The organism is Streptomyces piniterrae (assembly GCF_005048155.1).
Classification (GTDB): domain Bacteria; phylum Actinomycetota; class Actinomycetes; order Streptomycetales; family Streptomycetaceae; genus Streptomyces; species Streptomyces piniterrae.
Genome location: NZ_SUMB01000007.1, coordinates 20,489 through 39,538, shown reverse-complemented (window position 1 = coordinate 39,538; position 19,050 = coordinate 20,489). Strand labels below are relative to the sequence as shown.

Below are 19,050 nucleotides of genomic sequence, written 5' to 3'. Positions count from 1 at the left end.
ATGTCTGTCGGAAGCGCGGGCCCGTGATCAGGCCCGGTACCGGTTACCGGATCAGATAGATCGTGGCGAAGAGGCCGATCCAGACGACATCGACGAAGTGCCAGTAGTAGGACACGACGATGGCCGCGGTGGCCTGCGTGTGGGTGAACCTCTTGGCCGCGTACGTCCTGCCCAGGACCAGCAGGAAGGCGATCAGACCGCCCGTCACGTGCAGTCCGTGGAAACCGGTGGTCAGGTAGAACACCGAGCCGTACGGGCCGGACGAGAGCGACATGCCCTCGTGCTTGACCAGCTCCGTGTACTCGAAGACCTGACCGCCGATGAAGATCGCACCCATGATGAAGGTGACCACGAACCAGGCCCGGAGCTTCTTGACGTCGCCGCGCTCGGCCGCAAAAACACCGAGCTGGCAGGTCAGGGAGCTCAGCACCAGGATCGTGGTGTTCGTCGCGGAGAACGGAAGATTCAGGGCTTCGGCCTGTTCCTTCCAATACTCCGTTCCGGTCACCGATCGAAGGGTGAAGTACATCGCGAAGAGGGCCGCGAAGAACATCAGCTCGGAACTCAGCCAGATGATGGTTCCGACGCTGGTGAGGTTCGGCCGATTGACCGACGGGTGCGCGTGCCCGGTTTCTACTGTCGTTGCTGTCGCCACGACCGACATTATGTCGGTCGCTTATCCCGCCCTCACTCCGGGGGGTCCCGTTCGGTGTGTCAAGGACGTATGGCCTGCTCGTGCGGACCATTCCGCCGGTCGCTCGAAGGAGGGAAGCCGGGCCCCCGCGCGCGCCCGCAGGGTCCCGCCGCGGCCGGTCCTGACGGCCCGTCGGGCAGATCTTGGATACGTCCGAACCCTGCTGCGGACGCCCGGTGCGGGAGTAGCATCCGCGCTAGTGCGACCCGATGCTGTGCCGCTACTCAAGCGTGGAGGAACGATGCAGGCGACTGCCACGGTGCTGGTCTACAGCGACAACGCCAACACCCGCGAGCAGGTCAGGCTGGCGGCCGGCCGGCGGCCCGCGCCCGACGTGCCGCAGATCGAGATCCTGGAGTGCGCCACCCAGCCCGCCGTGCTGGAGGCCCTGGAGCAGGGCGGTATCGATGTCTGTGTGCTGGACGGCGAGACCGCGCCGGCCGGTGGGATGGGCGTCTGCCGGCAGATCAAGGACGAGATCTTCCAGTGCCCGCCGGTGCTGCTGCTGATCGGCCGCCCGCAGGACGCCTGGCTGGCCACCTGGAGCCGGGCGGACGCCGCGGTGACGCATCCCCTGGACCCGGTGGCGTTCGCGGACGCGCTGGCCTCTCTGCTGCGCCGCAGGCTCCTCACCCAGGTCTGAACCGGGCTCGGGCTCCGGCGCCCGGCTGAGCGGCTCTCTGAGGGGCCCTCAGACCTCCGGGCGCAGCCGGGCGGCGTCGTCGGCCCGCGACTCCCGCTCGGCCGCTCCGGTCTTGGTGACGCCCTTGTTCCGCAGCGCGCTGCCGTCGCGCCATTCCTTCCAGGGCATGTTCCAGTCGCCGAAGCCGTTCCCGAACGGCGCCATCGAGTCGCCCTCGCTGTTGACGACCTTCACGACATCGCCGATCTCGACGTTGTTGAAGAACCACTGGGCGTTGGCGGTGGACATTCCGGTGCAGCCGTGGCTGACGTTGGCCGCGCCCTGTGAACCGACGGACCAGGGTGCGGCGTGCACATATTCGCCGCTCCAGGTGACCCGGGTGGCCCAGTAGACCGGCAGGTCGTAGAAGTCCGAGGCGCCGATGCTGGCGCTGGTCATCCGTACGAAGCTCTCCTTGCCGAGGATGACCTTGACGCCGTTGCGGGTCGAATAGCCGGGCTTGCCGGTGGTGACGGGGATGGTGTGCACGGCCTTGCCGTTGCGCATCACCGTCATCTGGTGCGAGGAGGCGTCGGTGACGGCCTCCACCCGGTCGCCCGTGGTGAGCCGTACGGGCTTGGCGGGGCCCCCGTAGAGGCCGCCGGAGACCTTCAGGCCGTCCAGGTTGCTGTGCACGGCGATGGTGGCGTGGGCGGGCCAGTACTCCTTGGGGCGGAAGTGCAGCGACTTGCCGTCCACCCAGTGCCAGGAGCCTTCGACGCGGGGCGTGGAGTCGACCTTCAGGGCGCTCTCGACGACGGCGCGGGCCTTGGGGTCGTTGATCGGTTTGCTGAGCTCCGCGGTGACGGGCTGGCCGACGCCGTACGAGCCGCTGTCCGGGCCGAAGGTGACGCGGAGTCGCTCGTCCGCGTCGGTGGTGTCGACCACGAACGCCTTGCGGCCCGGTGCGCCGTCCTCGTCCTCGGTGCTGACCCGCACCGTGTAGCGGGTGCCGGCGGCCAGTGGCACGGTGGTGTGCCAGCGCTTGCCGTCGGCGGTCAGTTCGCCGCGGATGTAGCGGCCTGAGGCGTCGGTGGCGGTCACGTCGGTGATCCGCGCCTCGTCACCCGTGACGGAGACCTCCAGCGGCTTGTTCGGATCCGCTTTGTGCTTGCCGTCCGGGATGTTGGCCGATATCTGGTCGGCCGCGTCGTAGGGCTTGGCGGAGAGCGACTCCGAGGAGCTCCCGCAAGCGGTGGCGCTCACCGCCAGGGGCACTATCAGGAGGCCGCAGCTCAGCGCTTTCCGGGTACGAGGTCTCTGGCTCATGACCCAAAACTATGAAGAATCACCTGTTTCAGCGCGCTGGAAGACTGCAAACGGGTCTCCCCCGCGCCGAAACGGGCCGGGCCCGGACACCTGTTGAGGTGCCCGGGCCCGCCCGTACTGCTTTACCGCGTGGTCACTGCGTGCGGTTCTCGCCGCGGTAGTACTCGAACACCCAGCCGAACAGGCCGACCAGGATCACCGGAGCGGAGAAGTACAGCAGCCACCAGCCGAAGACGACGCCCATGAAGGCGAGCGCGCCACCGACGGCCAGGGACAGCGGCTGCCAGCTGTGCGGGCTGAAGAAGCCCAGCTCGCCCGCGTCGTCCGAGACCTCGGCGTTCTCGTTGTCCTGGGCACCCGCGTCGACCCGCCGGGCCGTGAAGGCCAGGTAGTAGCCGATCATGATGCACAGGCCGAAGGCGAGGAACAGTGCGGTGGTGCCCGCCGGCTCCTTCGACCAGACGCCATAGACGATCGCCATGGCCAGGACGAAGACGGAGAGCCAGATGAACATCTTGCCCTGGATCTTCACTTGCCCGCCTCCTTGCCGCCGGCGAGGGACTTGTCGTCCGCGGCGCCGTGACCGTTGTGCAGCGCGTCGAGGGCCGCGATCTCCGGGTGGTGCAGGTCGAACGCCGGGGATTCGGAGCGAATACGCGGCAGGGTGAGGAAGTTGTGCCGCGGCGGCGGGCAGGACGTCGCCCACTCCAGCGAGCGGCCGTAGCCCCACGGGTCGTCGACCTCGATCTTCTTGCCGTACTTCGCCGTCTTCCAGACGTTGTACATGAACGGCAGCATCGACAGGCCCAGCACGAACGAGCTGATCGTGGAGATGGTGTTCAGCGCGGTGAAGCCGTCGGCCGCGAGGTAGTCCGCGTAGCGCCGCGGCATGCCCTCGGCGCCCAGCCAGTGCTGGACGAGGAAGGTGCCGTGGAAGCCCATGAACAGCGTCCAGAACGTGATCTTGCCGAGTCGCTCGTCCAGCATCTTGCCGGTGAACTTCGGCCACCAGAAGTGGAAGCCGGCGAACATCGCGAAGACGACGGTGCCGAAGACGACGTAGTGGAAGTGCGCCACGACGAAGTACGAGTCCGAGACGTGGAAGTCCATCGGCGGCGAGGCCAGGATGACGCCGGTCAGACCACCGAAGGTGAAGGTGACCAGGAAGCCGATCACCCAGAGCATCGGCGTTTCGAAGGACAGCGAGCCCTTCCACATCGTGCCGATCCAGTTGAAGAACTTCACACCGGTCGGGACCGCGATAAGGAAGGTCATGAAGGAGAAGAACGGCAACAGCACGCCGCCCGTCACATACATGTGGTGGGCCCAGACCGTGACCGAAAGACCGGCAATCGAAACGGTCGCCGCGATAAGACCGATGTAACCGAACATCGGCTTACGGGAGAACACCGGCACGATCTCGGAAACGATGCCGAAGAACGGCAGCGCGATGATGTACACCTCTGGATGGCCGAAGAACCAGAAGAGGTGCTGCCAGAGCAATGCGCCGCCATTTGCCGCGTCGAAGACATGCGCACCGAATTTACGGTCCGCCTCCAGCGCGAACAGCGCCGCCGCCAGCACGGGGAAGGCGAGCAGGACCAGCACACCGGTCAGCAGCACGTTCCAGGTGAAGATCGGCATCCGGAACATCGTCATGCCGGGAGCGCGCATGCAGATGATGGTGGTGATGAAGTTGACCGAGCCGAGGATGGTGCCGAAGCCGGAGAAGGCCAGACCCATGATCCACATGTCGGCGCCGACGCCCGGCGAACGCACCGCGTCCGAGAGCGGCGAGTACGCGAACCAGCCGAAGTCCGCCGCACCCTGCGGGGTGAGGAAGCCGGCCACGGCGATCAGCGAGCCGAAGAGGTAGAGCCAGTAGGCGAACATGTTCAGCCGCGGGAACGCCACGTCGGGCGCGCCGATCTGCAGCGGCATGATCCAGTTCGCGAATCCGGCGAACAGCGGCGTCGCGAACATCAGCAGCATGATCGTGCCGTGCATCGTGAACGCCTGGTTGAACTGCTCGTTCGACATGATCTGCGTACCCGGGCGGGCCAGCTCGGCGCGCATGAGGAGCGCCATGAGGCCGCCGACGCAGAAGAAGGCGAACGAGGTGACCAGGTACATCGTGCCGATGGTCTTGTGGTCGGTGGTCGTCAGCCACTTGACCACCGAGTTACCCGGCTTCTTCGAGCGCAGCGGCAGCTCGTTCTCGTAAGAGTCCTCTGCTGCGGCACCCTGGGGTTCGTTGAGGATGCTCATCGGTTCTTGATCTCCGCGTTCCTGGCGTGGTCCGTCTGCTCGATGCCGGACGGCAGGTAACCGGTCTGGCCCTTCTTCGCCAGTTCCTTCAGGTGCGCCTTGTACCGCTCAGGGGAGACGACCTTGACGTTGAAGAGCATCCGGGAGTGGTCGACGCCGCAGAGCTCGGCGCACTTGCCCATGAAGGTGCCCTCCTTGTTGGGGGTCACCTCGAAGACGTTGGTGTGGCCCGGGATGACGTCCTGCTTCATCAGGAACGGCACCACCCAGAAGGAGTGGATGACGTCACGCGACGTCAGCACGAACTGGACCTTCTCACCCTTGGGCAGCCACAGGGTCGGGCCCGGGTTGCCGGTCTGCGGGTTGCGCTCGCCCGGAGTGCCCTCGTCGTAGACGCCGTCGGCACCGGCCGGGGCGCCCTTCTTCCACTTGTCCGGGACAGCGGAGAGAGCGCTGGAGTCGATGTTCGAGGTCGACTTGTCGCCGTCCACGTTCTCCAGGTAGTTGAACGCCCAGCTCCACTGGAAGCCCACGACGTTGATGACGTGGTCGGGCTTCTTGGAGGTTTTCAGGAGGGCGTTCTCATCGCGCGCGGTGAAGTAGAAGAGCACCGCGATGATGATGAAAGGCACAATCGTGTACAACGCCTCGATCGGCATGTTGTACCGCGTCTGTGCGGGGACCTCCACCTTGGTCCTGCTGCGGCGGTGGAAGATCACGCTCCAGATGATCAGGCCCCAGACCAGTACGCCCGTTGCGAGGGCGGCGGCCCAGGAGCCCTGCCAAAGAGAGAGGATCCGCGGCGCCTCGTCGGTGACGGGCGTTGGCATGCCGAGGCGGGGGAAGTCCTTATATGTGCAACCAGTCGCGGTCGCCAGGACCAGGCCCGCAGCAAGCACCTGCGGCAGCTTCCGCCGCATCGGGCGCCGCGACGAGCGGTCGGAGCCGTTGGGACTCACGTAGCGCCTTCCCGAGAGTCTCGCCCGCGCGGTCGGCTGCGGCCTTACTCGCTGGTCGGTCGCCGCCCTGCGTCGGGCAGGGGTTTGGATGTTTATGCGGACCAAACCCTACTGGACGCTATTTGGGGTCGCGCGGGGAGGGTGCCCAACGCGCCGCGTCGCCCTCCGATGGGGTGGCCGGGGCTTGTGCGGGAGGCCGCCCGGACCCCCGATTCCCCGCTCCCACCAGGCATCTGACGGCATGCCCGGCGGCCGCCAGGACCCGGGGCGCTGCGGCGGTCCCGGGTCGGAGGGGCCCTGACGCCGGCCGGCGGACTAACGTCTCGTACGTGCCCTACTTCGACGCCGCATCCTCCGCTCCGCTGCACCCCGTGGCCCGGGAGGCGCTGCTCGCCTCCCTCGACGAGGGCTGGGCCGACCCGGCCCGGCTGTACCGCGAGGGGCGGCGGGCCCGGCTGCTGCTGGACGCCGCCAGGGAAGCCGCGGCGGAGGCCGTGGGCTGCCGCCCGGACGAGCTGGTTTTCACCCCTTCGGGGACGCAGGCCGTACATTCCGGGCTCTTCGCCGTGCTCGCGGCCCGTCGGCGTGTCGGCCGGCAGCTGGTGCACTCCGCCGTCGAGCACTCCTCGGTGCTGCACGCCGCCGAGGTCCATGAGGCGGCCGGCGGCACGCTGACCGAGATCCCGGTGGACCGTACGGGCCGGGTGGCGGCCGGGGACGTCGCCACCGCGCTGCGTCCGGACACCGCGCTGGTCTGCCTGCAGTCCGCCAATCACGAGGTGGGGACCGAGCAGCCGGTCGAGGAGGTGGCCGAACTGTGCCAGGAGGCGGGTGTGCCCCTGCTGGTGGACGCGGCCCAGACGCTGCCCTGGGGCCCGGTGCCCGGCGCCTGGTCGGTGACGGCGGCGAGCGCCCATAAGTGGGGCGGCCCGCCCGGAGTGGGGCTGCTGGCGGTCCGTAAGGGCACCCGGTTCTCGCCCCAGGGACCCAAGGACGAGCGGGAGTCGGGCCGCAGCCCCGGCTTCCAGAACCTCCCGGCCATCGTGGCCGCCGCCGCGTCCCTGCGGGCGCTGCGCGCGACGGCGGAGACCGGCCCGGACGAAGCGGCCCGGCTGCGGGGCCTGGTGGACCGGATCCGGGGCCGGGTTCCGGAACTGGTCCCGGACGTGGAGGTGGTCGGCGCGCCCGTCCACCGCCTCCCGCACCTCGTCACCTTCTCCTGCCTCTACGTCGACGGAGAGGCACTGCTGCACGAACTCGACCGGCTGGGCTTCTCGGTGTCGTCCGGATCGTCCTGTACGTCCAGCACGCTGACGCCGAGCCATGTGCTGCGCGCGATGGGTGTGCTGTCCGAGGGAAACGTCCGGGTCTCGCTCCCGTACGGGACGCCCGAGGCGGACGTGGACCGGTTCCTGGAGGTGCTGCCGGAGGCGGTGCGGTCGGTACGGGACCGGTTGGGCGTGCCGACGGCGGCGCCCGAGGCACCGGCCGGGGCGCGGACCCCGGAGGACGGGTCCGGACTGGTCCTCGACACGCTCGGCAAGCGCTGCCCGATCCCGGTCATCGAACTGGCGAAGGTGATCGGCGAGGTGCCGCTCGGCGACACGGTGACGGTGCTGTCCGACGACGAGGCGGCGCGCCAGGACATCCCGGCGTGGTGCACGATGCGCGACCAGGAGTACGTGGGCGAGCACCCGACCACGGGCGGCACGGCGTATGTGGTGCGGCGGCGGGCGTAGGCGGCGGACAACGCACACGGGCGGGAACGCTCCACGCGCCCCCGCCCGTCCCGCCCGATTCATGTCACGCCAGGTGCGCGCGGACCTCGTCGGCGGCCACGTCGCCGTACGCCTTGGTGAAGCGGTCCATGAAGTGGCCGCGGCGCAGCTCGTACTCCTGGGTGCCCAGGGTCTCGATGACGAGGGTGGCGAGCATGCAGCCGAGCTGGGCGGAGCGCTCCAGGCCCAGCTCCCAGGCGCGGCCGGCCAGGAAGCCGGCGCGGAAGGCGTCGCCGACGCCGGTGGGGTCGACCTTGGCCTCCTCCTCCGGGACGCCGACCTCGACGGCGGACTCGCCGAGCCGCTCGATGCGGACGCCCTGGGCGCCGAGGGTGGTGACGCGGGTGCCGACCTTGGCCAGGATCTCGTCGCCGGTCCAGCCGGTCTTGGACTCGATCAGGGCCTTTTCGTACTCATTGGTGAAGAGGTACTCGGCGCCCTCGATCAGGACGCGGATGTCGTCGCCCTCCATGCGCGCGAGCTGCTGCGAGGGGTCGGCGGCGAACGGGATGCCGCGCGAGCGGCACTCCTCGGTGTGCCGGATCATCGCCTCGGGGTCGTCCGCGCCGATCAGCACCAGGTCCAGGCCGCTGACCCGGTCGGCGACCGGCTGCAGCTCGATCTGGCGGGCCTCGCTCATGGCGCCGGTGTAGAAGGACGCGATCTGGTTGTGGTCGCTGTCCGTGGTGCACACGAAGCGCGCGGTGTGCAGGACCTCGGAGATCCGGACGGAGGCGGTGTCGACGCCGTGCCGGTCGAGCCAGGCGCGGTATTCGGCGAAGTCGGTGCCGGCGGCGCCGACCAGGATCGGGCGCAGGCCGAGCAGGCCCATGCCGTAGCAGATGTTGGGGGCGACGCCGCCCCGCCGGATGTCGAGGCCGTCGACCAGGAAGGAGAGCGAGACCGTGTGCAGCTGGTCGGCGACCAGCTGGTCGGCGAAGCGGCCGGGGAAGGTCATCAGGTGGTCGGTGGCGATGGAGCCGGTGACTGCGATACGCACGACGGGTCTGCTCCTGCGGGAGGCGTAAGGGCTGTCGGACGTGGACTTACGCTACCCGGTCGGCCCGGCCCCTCCTACCTGGCGAATTTACCCAATAGTAGGTCTTTCTCCTCAGGCCGTGAGATGCGTACGGTTCGTCGTATGACCAAGCATGTGAAAGGCGTCACTCCCGACGACGCCGCCACCGACCCGGAGTCGCTCGACCAGCTGCGCGGGGACTGCGCGCGGATGGCACCACGCTGGAAGGGCCGGCGGCACGACGCACCGCCACCGGGCCGGGCGTCCGATCTGCATGGCATCAAGGTCCCCGACAAGTCCGCGGAACTCGTCGACGGGATGTCCGACTACGGCGACTGAGGCGACCGACCCACAGCCGGCCATCGGCCGACGGGGCTGCTGATCGACAACCCCGTCGGCCGATGGCCGGTGTCGCGTCCGCGGCGCCGCACGTCATCCGCATGGCGTCCGTACGCCACCCGTACGGCGCCGCGGGCGACTTGCCGGCGCCCACCGGGAACCGCGCGCGCCCCCGCTCCGTCACACCGACGTCCACCCCCACGGAGGATGGCACGTCAGCTGTCCAGCGGAGCCGAAGGAGCGATGCGGTGAACACCGAGGACACACCGGACACCCCCGACACCCCCGCCGGTGCGCACCCCGCGGAGCGGAGGCGGCGCACCCCTGTGATCGTCGCCTCGATGGCCGCGGCGGTGCTGCTCGCCGGGGGCGGCGCGGCGTACTGGGCCTCGTCCGCGTCCGGCGGCGGGGATTCCGGCACCCATGCCGCGGCCCAGGGCGATCCGCCGCCGCTCGCCCTCGACGGGTACGCCGGTGGCGGGATCGCGGCCGGTGAGCCCAATCCGCAGGGTGCGAAGTACCGCGCGGTGAAGAAGCTGCCCGGCGGCCCAAAGTCCGCGCCGGTGTACCGGCCGAAGGGGCAGATCAGCCAGGCGTCGGTGGAACGGCTCGCGAAGGCCCTGGATGTGGCCGGAAAGGTGCGTTCGGAGGGCAATACCTGGAAGGTCGGCGGGGTGACGCAGGATGCCCGCCATCCGGTGCTCCAGGTGAGCAAGACCGGCTCCGGATCGTGGACGTACTCGCAGTACGGCACCCCGGGCGGGACGAACTGCGCACTGCCCAGCTCCCCCAAGGCCGGCGCGGGTGATGACGTACCCGTGTCGTCGAGCCGGCCCGGCTGTCCGTCGTACCGGGGCGGCGGGGACGCCTCGACCGAGGACGACGGCAGCGGCAAGGGCGCGGTGTCGCCGGAGAAGGCCAAGCAGGCGGTGCGGCCGGTGCTGAAGGCGCTCGGCCAGCAGGACGCGAAGCTCGACGCGAGCGGGCTGTCCGGCGCGGTGCGGATCGTCACCGCGGATCCGGTGCTCGGCGGGCTGCCGACGTACGGCTGGCAGAGCGATCTGCAGGTCGGCTCGGACGGTCAGGTGGTCGGCGGCAGCGGCCAGTTGGCGGATCCGGTCAAGGGCGCCACGTATCCGGTGCTGGGCGCGGACAAGACGCTGGACCGGCTGAACTCGCGCGGCGGCGGCGCGAACCGGCCGGGTTGTGAGGCACCGCACACCGCGAAGAGCGGCGATGGCGGGATCGCCCCGTGCGAGCCGTCGCCGACCAGGGCGCAGAAGCCGGCCGAGGTGACCGGTGCGGTCTTCGGGCTCGCGGTGCAGTACGTGAACGGCGGGCCGGCGCTGGTGCCGTCCTGGCTCTACACGGTGCGGCAGCCGGGCGCCGGCGACGGCCCCGACGCGACGTCGACGGTGGCGCACCCGGCGGTGAACCCGAAGTATCTGGCGCACCGGGACGACGGCGGTACGTCGCAGAGCCCGGCGCGGCCGCAGAAGCCGTCCGGGAAGCCCGGGGCGATGGCGCTGGAGGAGTACTCCGTCGGCGGGGACGGCAAGACGCTGACGCTGCACTTCTGGGGCGGCGTGTGCAGCACGTACTCGGTGAGCGCCGAGGAGTCGGGCGGCTCGGTGCGGACGAAGGTGGTCGGCAAGGACAAGAAGCCCGGCCAGATCTGCGTCAAGATCGCCAAGGAGTTCACGAAGACGGTGACGCTGGAGAAGCCGCTGGACGGCCGCAAGGTGATCGACGCGTCGACGGGCCGTGCCGTGCCCAAGCAGTAGCGAGGGCGGCGGTACGACGAAGGCGGCGTTCCCCGGTCGGTGGGGAGCGCCGCCTTCGGCTGTTCGTACCCGCTTCGCCGCTTAGCTGAAGGAGTCGCCGCAGGCGCAGGAGCCGGTGGCGTTCGGGTTGTCGATCGTGAAGCCCTGCTTCTCGATGGTGTCGACGAAGTCGATGGAGGCACCGCCGAGGTAGGGGGCGCTCATCCGGTCGGTGACGACCTTGACACCGTCGAAGTCCTTCACGACATCGCCGTCGAGCGACCGCTCGTCGAAGAAGAGCTGGTAGCGCAGACCGGAGCAGCCACCGGGCTGAACGGCCACCCGCAGCGCGAGGTCGTCCCGGCCCTCCTGCTCCAGCAGGCTCTTGACCTTCGACGCGGCCGCGTCGGACAGGATGATGCCGTCGCTGACGGTGGTCTCGTCCTGAACGCTCATCTACATCTCTCCCGGGTTGTACGGACCGCTTGCCCTCGGTGGCAACCCACGGGGCCCCGGATTAATTCCGGCTTGGGCGCAACTTCTCTCTTCATGCTCGCACACCCGCGCACGATGCCCGTTAGTCGACCGTAGTCGACTGCTTATGCGGCGGGTTCGGATGCGTCACATCGACAGTATGGCCATCGTCAAACTGACGTGAAGCAGGTTATGATAGATAGCGTCAAATAGACGAGAAGGCTGTCTGCAGAAAAGAGAGGGTGCGTGTCGTGACCACCGCCCAGCCCCTGGACGTCCAGCCGACCCCGCTGGCCCTGCTCCTCCTCGGCCGCGAGGCCGACCCCAAGAGCGAGCGCGGCGTGGAGTGCCCCGGCGATCTGCCGGCCCCGTCGGACCCCGACCTCGTCGAGCGTGCCCGCGCGGCCAAGGCGAAGCTCGGGGACAAGGTCTTCGTCCTGGGGCACCACTACCAGCGCGACGAGGTGATCGAGTTCGCCGATGTGACCGGCGACTCGTTCAAGCTCGCGCGCGACGCGGCCGCCCGGCCGGACGCCGAGTACATCGTCTTCTGCGGTGTGCACTTCATGGCCGAGTCGGCGGACATCCTCACCGGCGACGACCAGCGGGTCATCCTCCCCGACCTGGCCGCCGGCTGCTCGATGGCCGACATGGCGACCGCCGAGCAGGTCGCCGAGTGCTGGGACGTGCTGACGGAGGCGGGCATAGCCGAGCAGGTCGTGCCCGTCTCGTACATGAACTCCTCGGCCGACATCAAGGCGTTCACGGGCAAGCACGGCGGCACGATCTGCACCTCCTCCAACGCGAAGCGGGCGCTGGACTGGGCCTTCGAGCAGGGCGAGCCCAATTCAACAAAGGTGCTCTTCCTGCCCGACCAGCACCTGGGCCGCAACACCGCCGTACGGGACATGGGCATGTCCCTGGACGACTGTGTCGTCTACAACCCGCACAAGCCGAACGGCGGTCTGACCGCCGAGGAGCTGCGCGCGGCGAAGATGATCCTGTGGCGCGGCCACTGCTCCGTCCACGGCCGCTTCTCGCTCGACTCGGTCAACGACGTCCGCGCCCGCATCCCCGGCGTGAACGTCCTCGTCCACCCCGAGTGCAAGCACGAGGTCGTGGCGGCGGCGGACTACGTCGGCTCGACGGAGTACATCATCAAGGCCCTGGAGGCCGCGCCGGCCGGCTCGAAGTGGGCGATCGGCACCGAGCTGAACCTGGTCCGCCGCCTGGCCAACCGTTTCGCCGCTGAGGACAAGGAGATCGTCTTCCTCGACAAGACGGTCTGCTTCTGCTCGACGATGAACCGCATCGACCTCCCCCACCTGGTGTGGACGCTGGAGTCGCTGGCGGCCGGCAAGGTCGTCAACCGCATCGAGGTCGACAAGGAGACCGAGAGCTTCGCGAAGCTGGCGCTGGAGCGGATGCTGGCGCTGCCGTAGGCGGGCCGGTGTTGCCGTAGACAGGCCGATATGACGGCGGGGCGCCCTTTCACCGGGGCGCCCCGCCGTCGTTCATGGGCGGGCGCCGCGGCGGTGAGCCGGGGCGTCCTCTCACCCTGCCGGATGCCACCGGGTGCCCCCGGGGGAGACATCTGCTGATGATGTCGGCATGGGGCTCCGAGCACGTACTCTCCGCGAGTTGGTGGACGTAAGCCGGGATGGCACGAGACCTGAGGCGTCGAAGGGGCCTGCGGCCACCATCGGCACGGTCTTCATCAGCGGTATGCACAGCGGCCCGAACCCGTCGTCCGGCCTGAGCGTGGCACGCTCCCTGCGGCTCGCCTGGCCCGATCTCCGGCTCGTCGGCGTGGACTACTCGCCGGACAGTTCGGGGCTGCACTCGGACGTCCTCGACGACCTGGTGTGCCTGCCGCCGTGGAGCCGTATGCACCTCGCCACCTGGACCGAGCAGATCGAGCGCCTTCTGGAGCCCGACGACGCGGTGCTGATTCCCTGCCTGGACCTGGAAGTCCGGCTGCTCGCGACGGAGATGGGTGCCCACGACCGGGTTCTGGCCCCTTCGAAGACCGCGCTTGACCTGGTGTGCAAGCCTCCCGTCGATGCCGCCGCACGGCTCGGCGTCCGCTCCGCGGAGTACGAGACCGACACCAGCTGGCAGGCCGTCGAACGATTCATCCGCCGGTCTCCGCACGGCGTATGGGTGAAGGGCGAGCACCACGACGCCTTTCAGGCTTTCAGCGCCCAGGACGCGCTGGCCCTGGGAACCCGGCTGGAGCAGACGTGGGGCGGCGGATGGCATCTGGAGGCACATGTCGCCGGCCAGGAGTGCAGCATCGCGTTCTGCGCCCTGGACGGCCGGCTCCTCGACGCGGTGTTCATCACCAAGGCGATGGTCACGGGCGAGGGCAAGACATGGGCCGCCGAAGTCGCGGAACTGGACGGAGAGCTGCATGACCGGCTGACGGCTCTCGTCGCCGACAGCCTGTGGAGCGGCGGCGGCGAGCTGGAACTGATCCGCGGCTGGAACGGCGAACTCACGCTCATGGAGGTCAACCCGCGCCTGCCCGCCTGGATCCACGGTGCTTCGGTGTGCGGCGCCAACCTGCCCGCGGCCCTGGTCGCGGGGCGTGCCGCCGACCGGGGCAGGCCCCTGGCCCCCGGCTTCACCCGTGTGGTCGAGGAGATCCCGGTCCACCCGTCTCTGGGCATCACCCCGTTCACCTGGTCTGCCGGCGGGTTGTCCCGTGTGGCGGACAAACATCCCTCGGGGATGGCCTCGCTGGGCCGGCGAGGGCTGCTTCCGGACGAACGCAATGTGGTGGCCGAGGAGTCGGTCGACGGCCGTCCGGCGACAGCGGCGCAGGCAGGAGGGTTCGAGGATCTGCTCGAACCTCCCGGACGCGGGGCCACGCCCCGTCGGCATCTCCTCCTCCCCCTGTTCACCGAGCAGGTCCACGCCCTGCAGCGGCAGGTCGAAGGGCTCGGCAGGGTGCTGCTCGCGCACAGCATCAAGACGTGCCCCCAGCCCGCGGTGCTGCGTGAGGCCGCACGGCTGGGCATGGTCGCCGAGGCGATCAGCCTGGCCGAGCTCGATGTGGCCGACGGCCTCGGTCTGTCGGCCGACCGCGCGATCCTCAACGGGCCCGCGAAGTGGTGGCCGGCCACCGACCGCGTGCGCTGCTGGGCCTTCTTCGCCGACTCCGTGGCGGAACTGCGCAGACTCCACACACTGCTGGACGACGGCTTCCGGCTGACGGCCGAGGTCATCGGGATCCGCGTCGCCCCCGTCGCCCTCAGCAGCCGATTCGGCATCCCGCTGCACGAGCGCGAGGTCATGGCCGAGGCGGCTCGGCTGCTCGGCACGCTGGCCCGGCGGCTCGGCGCCCGGTGGGGGCTGCACTTCCACTTCGCCCAGAGCAACCTGGGCGCGCCGCGCTGGCAGCGCGAATGCGCGGCAGCGCTGAGAGCCGCCGATCCGCTGGCGGATCAGCTCGGTCAGCCCCCGGCCGTGCTGGACGTCGGCGGCGGGTGGCACGTCGACGACATGACGGGGCTGCGTCCGTCGCTGGAGTATGTGCTCGCGCACGGCCCCGCCGCGGCACGCGAGGCCGATCCGCTGCTGGTGCTGGAGCCGGGCAAGCTCCTCACCCAGCCGACGGCCGCCGTCGTGACACAGGTCCTGGTGCGCCGGGAAACCGGCTCGAACTGCGAGATCGTCGTCGACGCGGGCGAGGGCGACATGCCCGAGGGGCCGTACCGGCTGCACCCGGTGGCCCGGTTCGACGGATCGGCCTGGGTACCGCTGCGTCCCGGCCGGAGCAGGATTCTGGGCAGATCCTGCATGGAGCACGATGTCCTCGCATGGCGCCTCGACCTGGACGACGTCCGGGAGGGCGACCACCTCGCGTTCGGCATGTGCGGCGCGTACGACACCTCGATGGCCTACGAGTTCGGGCGCGGGACCGCGCCGCGGGAACTGGGGGAGTCATGACGGGCCTGGTCGCGGAGCTGAAGCAGTTCGACGGGATCGGGCTGTCCCGTATGGCCAGTCACGGGAAGGCGTGCTGCCACGCGGTCAGGCACGGCGTGTTCGCCCGGCTCACGCAGTACACGGACATGGGCGCCGCCCTCGCCGCCGTTCCCGCGCTCATCCGGTGGGGGCCCATGCGGTGGCCGGCGCACTGGTGCGAGCTGGCACACCAGGACGAGTTGAGAGGCGACTGCGGGGTCCATGCCGACGTGGCGGCTTCGTTGCTCACGCGGGAAGCCATCGCCCACTCACGCGGCCGCGCCGCGGTGCTGACGGCGCCGCTGGCTCCCGCGCACTGGCGGGCCAGCTGGAACGAGGCGCAGGCCAGCGACGCGTGGATCGGCCGGACGGTGGTGCACCACGAGGTGCTCCGGGTCGGGAATCGCTGGTGGGACCCCAGTGAAGCCCGCTGGTTCGCAGGCGCGGGGGTGCACCTGGCGAGCGGCCGTGTCCTCGCCCTGCGCGAGGAAGACGGGCCGTGGCAGTTCGACCCGGCCGCGCAGGCCCCCTCCCACGGCGGGCCATGACCACTTCGGAGACCCCATGACCACTTCGGAGACCTCGGACATGGGGGCACCGGACGCCCCGGAGGCCGCCGCCCCGCCCGGCCCGGTCCGCCTCATGGCGCAGTTGGCCCGCGGCTTCGCCCAGCTCAGCCTCCAGGCGAACGTATGGGCGGGCGGCCTCATCCTGCTCGCGCTCTTCGTGGACAGCTGGCAGACGGGTGTCTTCGCGCTGCTCGGCACCGTGGTCTCCACCACGACGGCGTACGCCCTGGGCGTCGACAAGAGCAGCATCGACATCGGGCTGCAAGGGTTCAGCGGCTGCCTGATCGGCATCGCCTTACTCATCTTCCTGGGCCACCACCCCTCCACCTACCTGCTGGCCGTCGGCGGTGCCGTCCTCTGCGTGCTGCTCTTCGCGGCACTGTCCGCACTGCTGGCGCCGTGGAGTATTCCGGTGCTGACCGCGCCGTTCTGCATCGTCTGCGGAGTGGTGGTGATCGCCGCCCCCGCCTTCACGCGGGTCTGGCACGGCGGGAGCCCCGCCGCGCTGCCCGTCAGGGCCACCGCCGACGTCCATTACTCGTGGACCGACCTGTGGCAGGGGTTCTTCACCAACATCTCCCAGGTCGGACTCTCGGCCCACTGGCATGTCGGCGTGATCATGCTGATGGCGCTGTTCGTCGCCGGGCTCCGTCCGGGGCTCGCCGCCACCCTGGGCAGCGCCGTCGCGGTGCTCGTGGCCTGGGCACTCGGTGCCCCGCCGGGTGCGGTCGCCGCGGGCGTCTACGGCTACAACGGGGTCCTGGTGGCCATCGCACTGGGCACCATCTTCCTGACCGGAACGGTGTCGAGCACGCTCTACACCCTGGCGGGCGTGGCCACCAGCACCGTGCTGACCGCCGCCCTGAACGCCTACTTCACACCCTTCGGCGGACGCACCCTCACCTGGCCCTTCATCGTCACCACCTGGCTGTTCCTCGCCTCGGTCCCCTCCTTCTCCCGGATCCGGCGCGCTGTCTGACGAGACAGCGGCGGGTACCGGCAGCCGGGCGCCTCGGCTGTTGGCGATCCGCAGCGCGTCGCGCAGCCCGATGATGAGCCACACGGCGCTACGGCGCAGTTCCTCCGAGTCCGCGTCCGGGGCGGCGAGTTGTGGGCTGACATGGGCCAGCAGGCGTTCGGCTCCGGCCAGGAGTTCGTCCTCCAGGTCGTCGGCCAGCAGCGAGAGCCGGCTGTCGACGTCGTCCGTACTGAGGTAGCACGGCGCGCCGTCCTGCGTGGTCCAGGGCAGCAGCCGCAGCGGCGTGCCGTCCTCGTCGTCCCGCATCATCGGGCGCCCGCCTTCACGTACTGCGCGTACTGCGTCCGCCGCTCGCGGAATTCCTCCGGCGTGAGGGCGTACGGCCGGATCAGCTCGGACGCCTCGCCGGGGAGCGGGACTTCGGGACGTCGGCGGTATCGGGGCAGCGGCGGTACCTGCCGGTGGCGGGGCGCGGGCGGGGCGAGGTGGGCGCGGTGGCGCCCGGAGGCGGGCATGACGAGGCGCAGCAGTAACTCGACGAGTTTCGCGGTAAGTTGGAGCATGTCGACCTTCTCCGTCAGGTTGGCCGCGCCCCCGGACCCGGCATTGGTCGCGGGGGTCTCGCACGTTGTCAGTGGCGGCGATTACTGTGTGTATCGCCATCGTTGCCCTGTGGGATGTGGCCTCAACAGGGGCTTCTCGTCCCAGAGTTGGGCATGGGACGACAGAGAGCCGAGTCGCATGAAGTTCACCCCGCAGGACCTGAACCCGTACATCTCCGCCCGCCACTACTTCGGCTCGGAGCAACGTCGCCATCGGGAGCGCGCGAAGCTGTCGCTCGCGGCGCTGGCGGACATCCTGAACTCCAGCAAGAGCACTCTCGGGCGCATTGAGAAGGCGGAGCTGATGCCGCCGCCGGACCTCCCGGCCGCGCTCGATGCGGCCTTCGGCACGGACAAGCACTTTTACGGGCTGTACCAACTGGCCAAGAAGGAGACCGTTCCGGACTACTTCCGTCGGCTTATGGACTTCGAGGCGCAGGCGGACGTGATCGAAGCCTGGGCGACGCACATCGTGCCTGGGCTGCTACAGACCGAGGCATACGCACGCGCCGTACTGAGCGTGCCTCACGGGGTAACACCGGAACTGGTCGAGGAACGTGTACAGGCTCGGCTCGGCCGCCAAGCGCGACTGCGTTCCGCCGCGCCTCCGCGCCACTGGGCAATCCTGGACGAGGCGGTCCTCCGGCGGCATGTCGGCGGTCCCCAGGTCATGTGCGAGCAGCTGAAAGCGCTGTTGTCGCTGGCCGATACGCCGTCCACCAAAGTTCAGGTGCTCCCGTTCGACCATGGTGCACACCACCTGATGGATGGCCCGACGCTGCTCATGAGGCTTCCGGGCGGAAAGGTCGTGGCGTATGACGAATTCCGCGTCAGCGGCCACCTCATGGAAGATCCGGCAGATGTGAACCAGCGCTGGAGGGGGTACGACGAGTTGCGAGCGTACGCTCTGTCGCCGAGGGACTCTGCGGACATGATCCGGAAAGCGATTAAGGGGTACGAGCAATGCGCATCAGGGCCGAACTGAGCAACGCCACTTGGCGCAAGAGCAGTTACAGCAACAGCGACGGGGCCGACTGCGTCGAGGTCTCCGACGACTTCCCCGGCGTCGTCCCCGTACGCGACAGCAAGAACCCCCACGGCCCGGCGCTCCTCATACCCGCCGCCGCCTGGACGGACTTCGTCACCGCCCTCAAGGCGGAACGCTGACCATCGACCTCGTACCCGGCTTCGGGGCCCGGCTGCAACGGCCCTGGCCGGACCTCCCGTTCGGGCTGTCCGAGCAGGAGATCCGTCGGCTGATGGAGCCGCACGGCGGGGTGACGAGCAGTTGGGTCTGCCGGACGCAATGGGCGCTCGGGTTCCCGATTCCGGGTGGCTCGGTCGGGTTGTCGGCCCATGAAGGCGCGCTTCTCGACTGTGTGTGGGTGAGCAGGTGGCAGTCCGCCACCGATGACGCCTGGCCGGTCGGCTTCCTGGGCGTCGATGTCTTCGGGTGGTCGGCCGACGACGTTCTACAGGCGCTGCGGGAGCAGGGGCTCCCGCGCGTCCCCGCATCGCACCACGGCACCGCCCGCATCGGCGAGTTGCGGCTCGGCAGGGGGCCGGTACGTCCCGAGGAGCCCTCGGCGCGGAAGAAGCCCCGGCGGCCGGGACCGTACTTCTTCACGGAGGCATCGCTGCAGGTCAGCCCGTCCCAGCGAGTGGCTGGGACGGGCTGATTCCG

19 protein-coding genes are annotated in these 19,050 nt (G+C 69.5%); 11 read left to right on the top strand and 8 right to left on the bottom strand.

Going from position 1 to position 19,050, the window contains the following annotated elements; translation table 11 throughout:
• Positions 1-43: 43 nt before the first annotated feature.
• A complete protein-coding gene (ctaE, locus tag FCH28_RS20605; protein WP_136741550.1) occupies positions 44-664 on the bottom strand; it encodes an aa3-type cytochrome oxidase subunit III in 621 nt (206 codons plus the stop codon).
• Between the two features lie 271 nt (positions 665-935).
• Here ctaE and FCH28_RS20600 point away from each other — a divergent pair, with 271 nt between their 5' ends.
• Complete coding sequence (locus FCH28_RS20600) at positions 936-1,337, top strand: hypothetical protein (RefSeq protein WP_136741549.1); 402 nt, start codon at positions 936-938, stop codon at positions 1,335-1,337.
• 48 nt (positions 1,338-1,385) lie between these two features.
• Here FCH28_RS20600 and FCH28_RS20595 read toward each other — a convergent pair whose 3' ends face one another.
• From FCH28_RS20595 to ctaC, 4 genes are all read right to left on the bottom strand, one after another.
• A complete protein-coding gene (locus FCH28_RS20595) occupies positions 1,386-2,645 on the bottom strand; it encodes a L,D-transpeptidase (RefSeq protein ID WP_136741548.1) in 1,260 nt (419 codons plus the stop codon).
• A gap of 133 nt (positions 2,646-2,778) precedes the next feature.
• The gene (locus tag FCH28_RS20590) at positions 2,779-3,177 is read right to left on the bottom strand and encodes a cytochrome c oxidase subunit 4 (RefSeq protein WP_136741547.1); all 399 of its coding nucleotides are present in this window, start codon (positions 3,175-3,177) and stop codon (positions 2,779-2,781) included.
• Entirely contained in the window at positions 3,174-4,913 is a 1,740-nt protein-coding gene (gene ctaD / locus FCH28_RS20585) for an aa3-type cytochrome oxidase subunit I (protein WP_136741546.1), read from the bottom strand. Before ctaD ends, FCH28_RS20590 begins: the two co-directional genes overlap by 4 nt.
• On the bottom strand, positions 4,910-5,872 hold the full coding sequence (ctaC, locus tag FCH28_RS20580; protein ID WP_187363884.1) for an aa3-type cytochrome oxidase subunit II: 963 nt from the start codon (positions 5,870-5,872) through the stop codon (positions 4,910-4,912). The genes ctaD and ctaC overlap by 4 nt, the downstream gene beginning before the upstream one ends.
• Positions 5,873-6,201: 329 nt before the next feature.
• Between ctaC and FCH28_RS20575 the strand changes: the two genes are divergently transcribed.
• Positions 6,202-7,611, top strand: coding sequence for a cysteine desulfurase/sulfurtransferase TusA family protein (locus FCH28_RS20575; protein WP_136741545.1), 1,410 nt, complete (start codon positions 6,202-6,204; stop codon positions 7,609-7,611).
• Positions 7,612-7,675: 64 nt separating this feature from the next.
• Here the strand turns inward: FCH28_RS20575 and FCH28_RS20570 are convergent, their stop codons facing one another.
• Entirely contained in the window at positions 7,676-8,650 is a 975-nt protein-coding gene (locus FCH28_RS20570; RefSeq protein ID WP_136741544.1) for a carbohydrate kinase family protein, read from the bottom strand.
• Positions 8,651-8,791: 141 nt separating this feature from the next.
• Here FCH28_RS20570 and FCH28_RS20565 point away from each other — a divergent pair, with 141 nt between their 5' ends.
• Both FCH28_RS20565 and FCH28_RS20560 read left to right on the top strand, forming a co-directional pair.
• Positions 8,792-9,007 carry a hypothetical protein gene (locus FCH28_RS20565; protein WP_136741543.1) on the top strand — a complete coding sequence of 72 codons (216 nt, stop codon included), beginning with the start codon at positions 8,792-8,794 and terminating at the stop codon, positions 9,005-9,007.
• A 248-nt stretch (positions 9,008-9,255) separates the two neighbouring features.
• On the top strand, positions 9,256-10,791 hold the full coding sequence (locus FCH28_RS20560) for a flagellar basal body-associated FliL family protein (protein WP_136741542.1): 1,536 nt from the start codon (positions 9,256-9,258) through the stop codon (positions 10,789-10,791).
• 81 nt (positions 10,792-10,872) lie between these two features.
• Here the strand turns inward: FCH28_RS20560 and erpA are convergent, their stop codons facing one another.
• Entirely contained in the window at positions 10,873-11,226 is a 354-nt protein-coding gene (gene erpA, locus FCH28_RS20555; protein WP_006606077.1) for an iron-sulfur cluster insertion protein ErpA, read from the bottom strand.
• A 260-nt stretch (positions 11,227-11,486) separates the two neighbouring features.
• Here erpA and nadA point away from each other — a divergent pair, with 260 nt between their 5' ends.
• The 4 genes from nadA (at position 11,487) to FCH28_RS20535 (ending at position 16,764) form a co-directional block, all read left to right on the top strand.
• Positions 11,487-12,686 carry a quinolinate synthase NadA gene (gene nadA, locus FCH28_RS20550; RefSeq protein WP_136741541.1) on the top strand — a complete coding sequence of 400 codons (1,200 nt, stop codon included), beginning with the start codon at positions 11,487-11,489 and terminating at the stop codon, positions 12,684-12,686.
• 169 nt (positions 12,687-12,855) lie between these two features.
• Positions 12,856-15,198, top strand: a complete 2,343-nt coding sequence (locus FCH28_RS20545; RefSeq protein WP_136741540.1) for a type III PLP-dependent enzyme domain-containing protein — start codon at positions 12,856-12,858, stop codon at positions 15,196-15,198.
• Positions 15,195-15,764, top strand: coding sequence for a hypothetical protein (locus FCH28_RS20540; protein WP_136741539.1), 570 nt, complete (start codon positions 15,195-15,197; stop codon positions 15,762-15,764). The genes FCH28_RS20545 and FCH28_RS20540 overlap by 4 nt, the downstream gene beginning before the upstream one ends.
• Before the next feature lie 16 nt (positions 15,765-15,780).
• Positions 15,781-16,764 carry an urea transporter gene (locus FCH28_RS20535; protein WP_246103053.1) on the top strand — a complete coding sequence of 328 codons (984 nt, stop codon included), beginning with the start codon at positions 15,781-15,783 and terminating at the stop codon, positions 16,762-16,764.
• Between the two features lie 305 nt (positions 16,765-17,069).
• On the opposite strand, the gene FCH28_RS20525 is transcribed toward FCH28_RS20535, so the two are convergent.
• On the bottom strand, positions 17,070-17,327 hold the full coding sequence (locus FCH28_RS20525; protein ID WP_136741538.1) for a hypothetical protein: 258 nt from the start codon (positions 17,325-17,327) through the stop codon (positions 17,070-17,072).
• 178 nt (positions 17,328-17,505) lie between these two features.
• Here FCH28_RS20525 and FCH28_RS20520 point away from each other — a divergent pair, with 178 nt between their 5' ends.
• The 3 genes from FCH28_RS20520 to FCH28_RS20510 all read left to right on the top strand — a co-directional run bounded on the left by FCH28_RS20520 (position 17,506) and on the right by FCH28_RS20510 (position 19,045).
• Positions 17,506-18,351 carry a helix-turn-helix domain-containing protein gene (locus FCH28_RS20520; RefSeq protein ID WP_136741537.1) on the top strand — a complete coding sequence of 282 codons (846 nt, stop codon included), beginning with the start codon at positions 17,506-17,508 and terminating at the stop codon, positions 18,349-18,351.
• A complete protein-coding gene (locus tag FCH28_RS20515) occupies positions 18,330-18,533 on the top strand; it encodes a DUF397 domain-containing protein (RefSeq protein ID WP_136741536.1) in 204 nt (67 codons plus the stop codon). The genes FCH28_RS20520 and FCH28_RS20515 overlap by 22 nt, the downstream gene beginning before the upstream one ends.
• Before the next feature lie 218 nt (positions 18,534-18,751).
• A complete protein-coding gene (locus tag FCH28_RS20510) occupies positions 18,752-19,045 on the top strand; it encodes a hypothetical protein (protein ID WP_136741535.1) in 294 nt (97 codons plus the stop codon).
• The last annotated feature ends 5 nt before the right edge of the window (positions 19,046-19,050 follow it).

What these genes read in the sequence shown, in the direction of transcription:
- ctaE (WP_136741550.1), bottom strand. Translation starts at nt 664, where the DNA reads ATGTCGGTCGTGGCGACAGCAACGACAGTAGAAACCGGGCACGCGCAC.
- FCH28_RS20600 (WP_136741549.1), top strand. Translation starts at nt 936, where the DNA reads ATGCAGGCGACTGCCACGGTGCTGGTCTACAGCGACAACGCCAACACC.
- FCH28_RS20595 (WP_136741548.1), bottom strand. Translation starts at nt 2,645, where the DNA reads ATGAGCCAGAGACCTCGTACCCGGAAAGCGCTGAGCTGCGGCCTCCTG.
- ctaD (WP_136741546.1), bottom strand. Translation starts at nt 4,913, where the DNA reads ATGAGCATCCTCAACGAACCCCAGGGTGCCGCAGCAGAGGACTCTTAC.
- FCH28_RS20565 (WP_136741543.1), top strand. Translation starts at nt 8,792, where the DNA reads ATGACCAAGCATGTGAAAGGCGTCACTCCCGACGACGCCGCCACCGAC.
- erpA (WP_006606077.1), bottom strand. Translation starts at nt 11,226, where the DNA reads ATGAGCGTTCAGGACGAGACCACCGTCAGCGACGGCATCATCCTGTCC.
- FCH28_RS20545 (WP_136741540.1), top strand. Translation starts at nt 12,856, where the DNA reads ATGGGGCTCCGAGCACGTACTCTCCGCGAGTTGGTGGACGTAAGCCGG.
- FCH28_RS20540 (WP_136741539.1), top strand. Translation starts at nt 15,195, where the DNA reads ATGACGGGCCTGGTCGCGGAGCTGAAGCAGTTCGACGGGATCGGGCTG.
- FCH28_RS20535 (WP_246103053.1), top strand. Translation starts at nt 15,781, where the DNA reads ATGACCACTTCGGAGACCTCGGACATGGGGGCACCGGACGCCCCGGAG.
- FCH28_RS20525 (WP_136741538.1), bottom strand. Translation starts at nt 17,327, where the DNA reads ATGCTCCAACTTACCGCGAAACTCGTCGAGTTACTGCTGCGCCTCGTC.
- FCH28_RS20520 (WP_136741537.1), top strand. Translation starts at nt 17,506, where the DNA reads ATGAAGTTCACCCCGCAGGACCTGAACCCGTACATCTCCGCCCGCCAC.
- FCH28_RS20515 (WP_136741536.1), top strand. Translation starts at nt 18,330, where the DNA reads ATGCGCATCAGGGCCGAACTGAGCAACGCCACTTGGCGCAAGAGCAGT.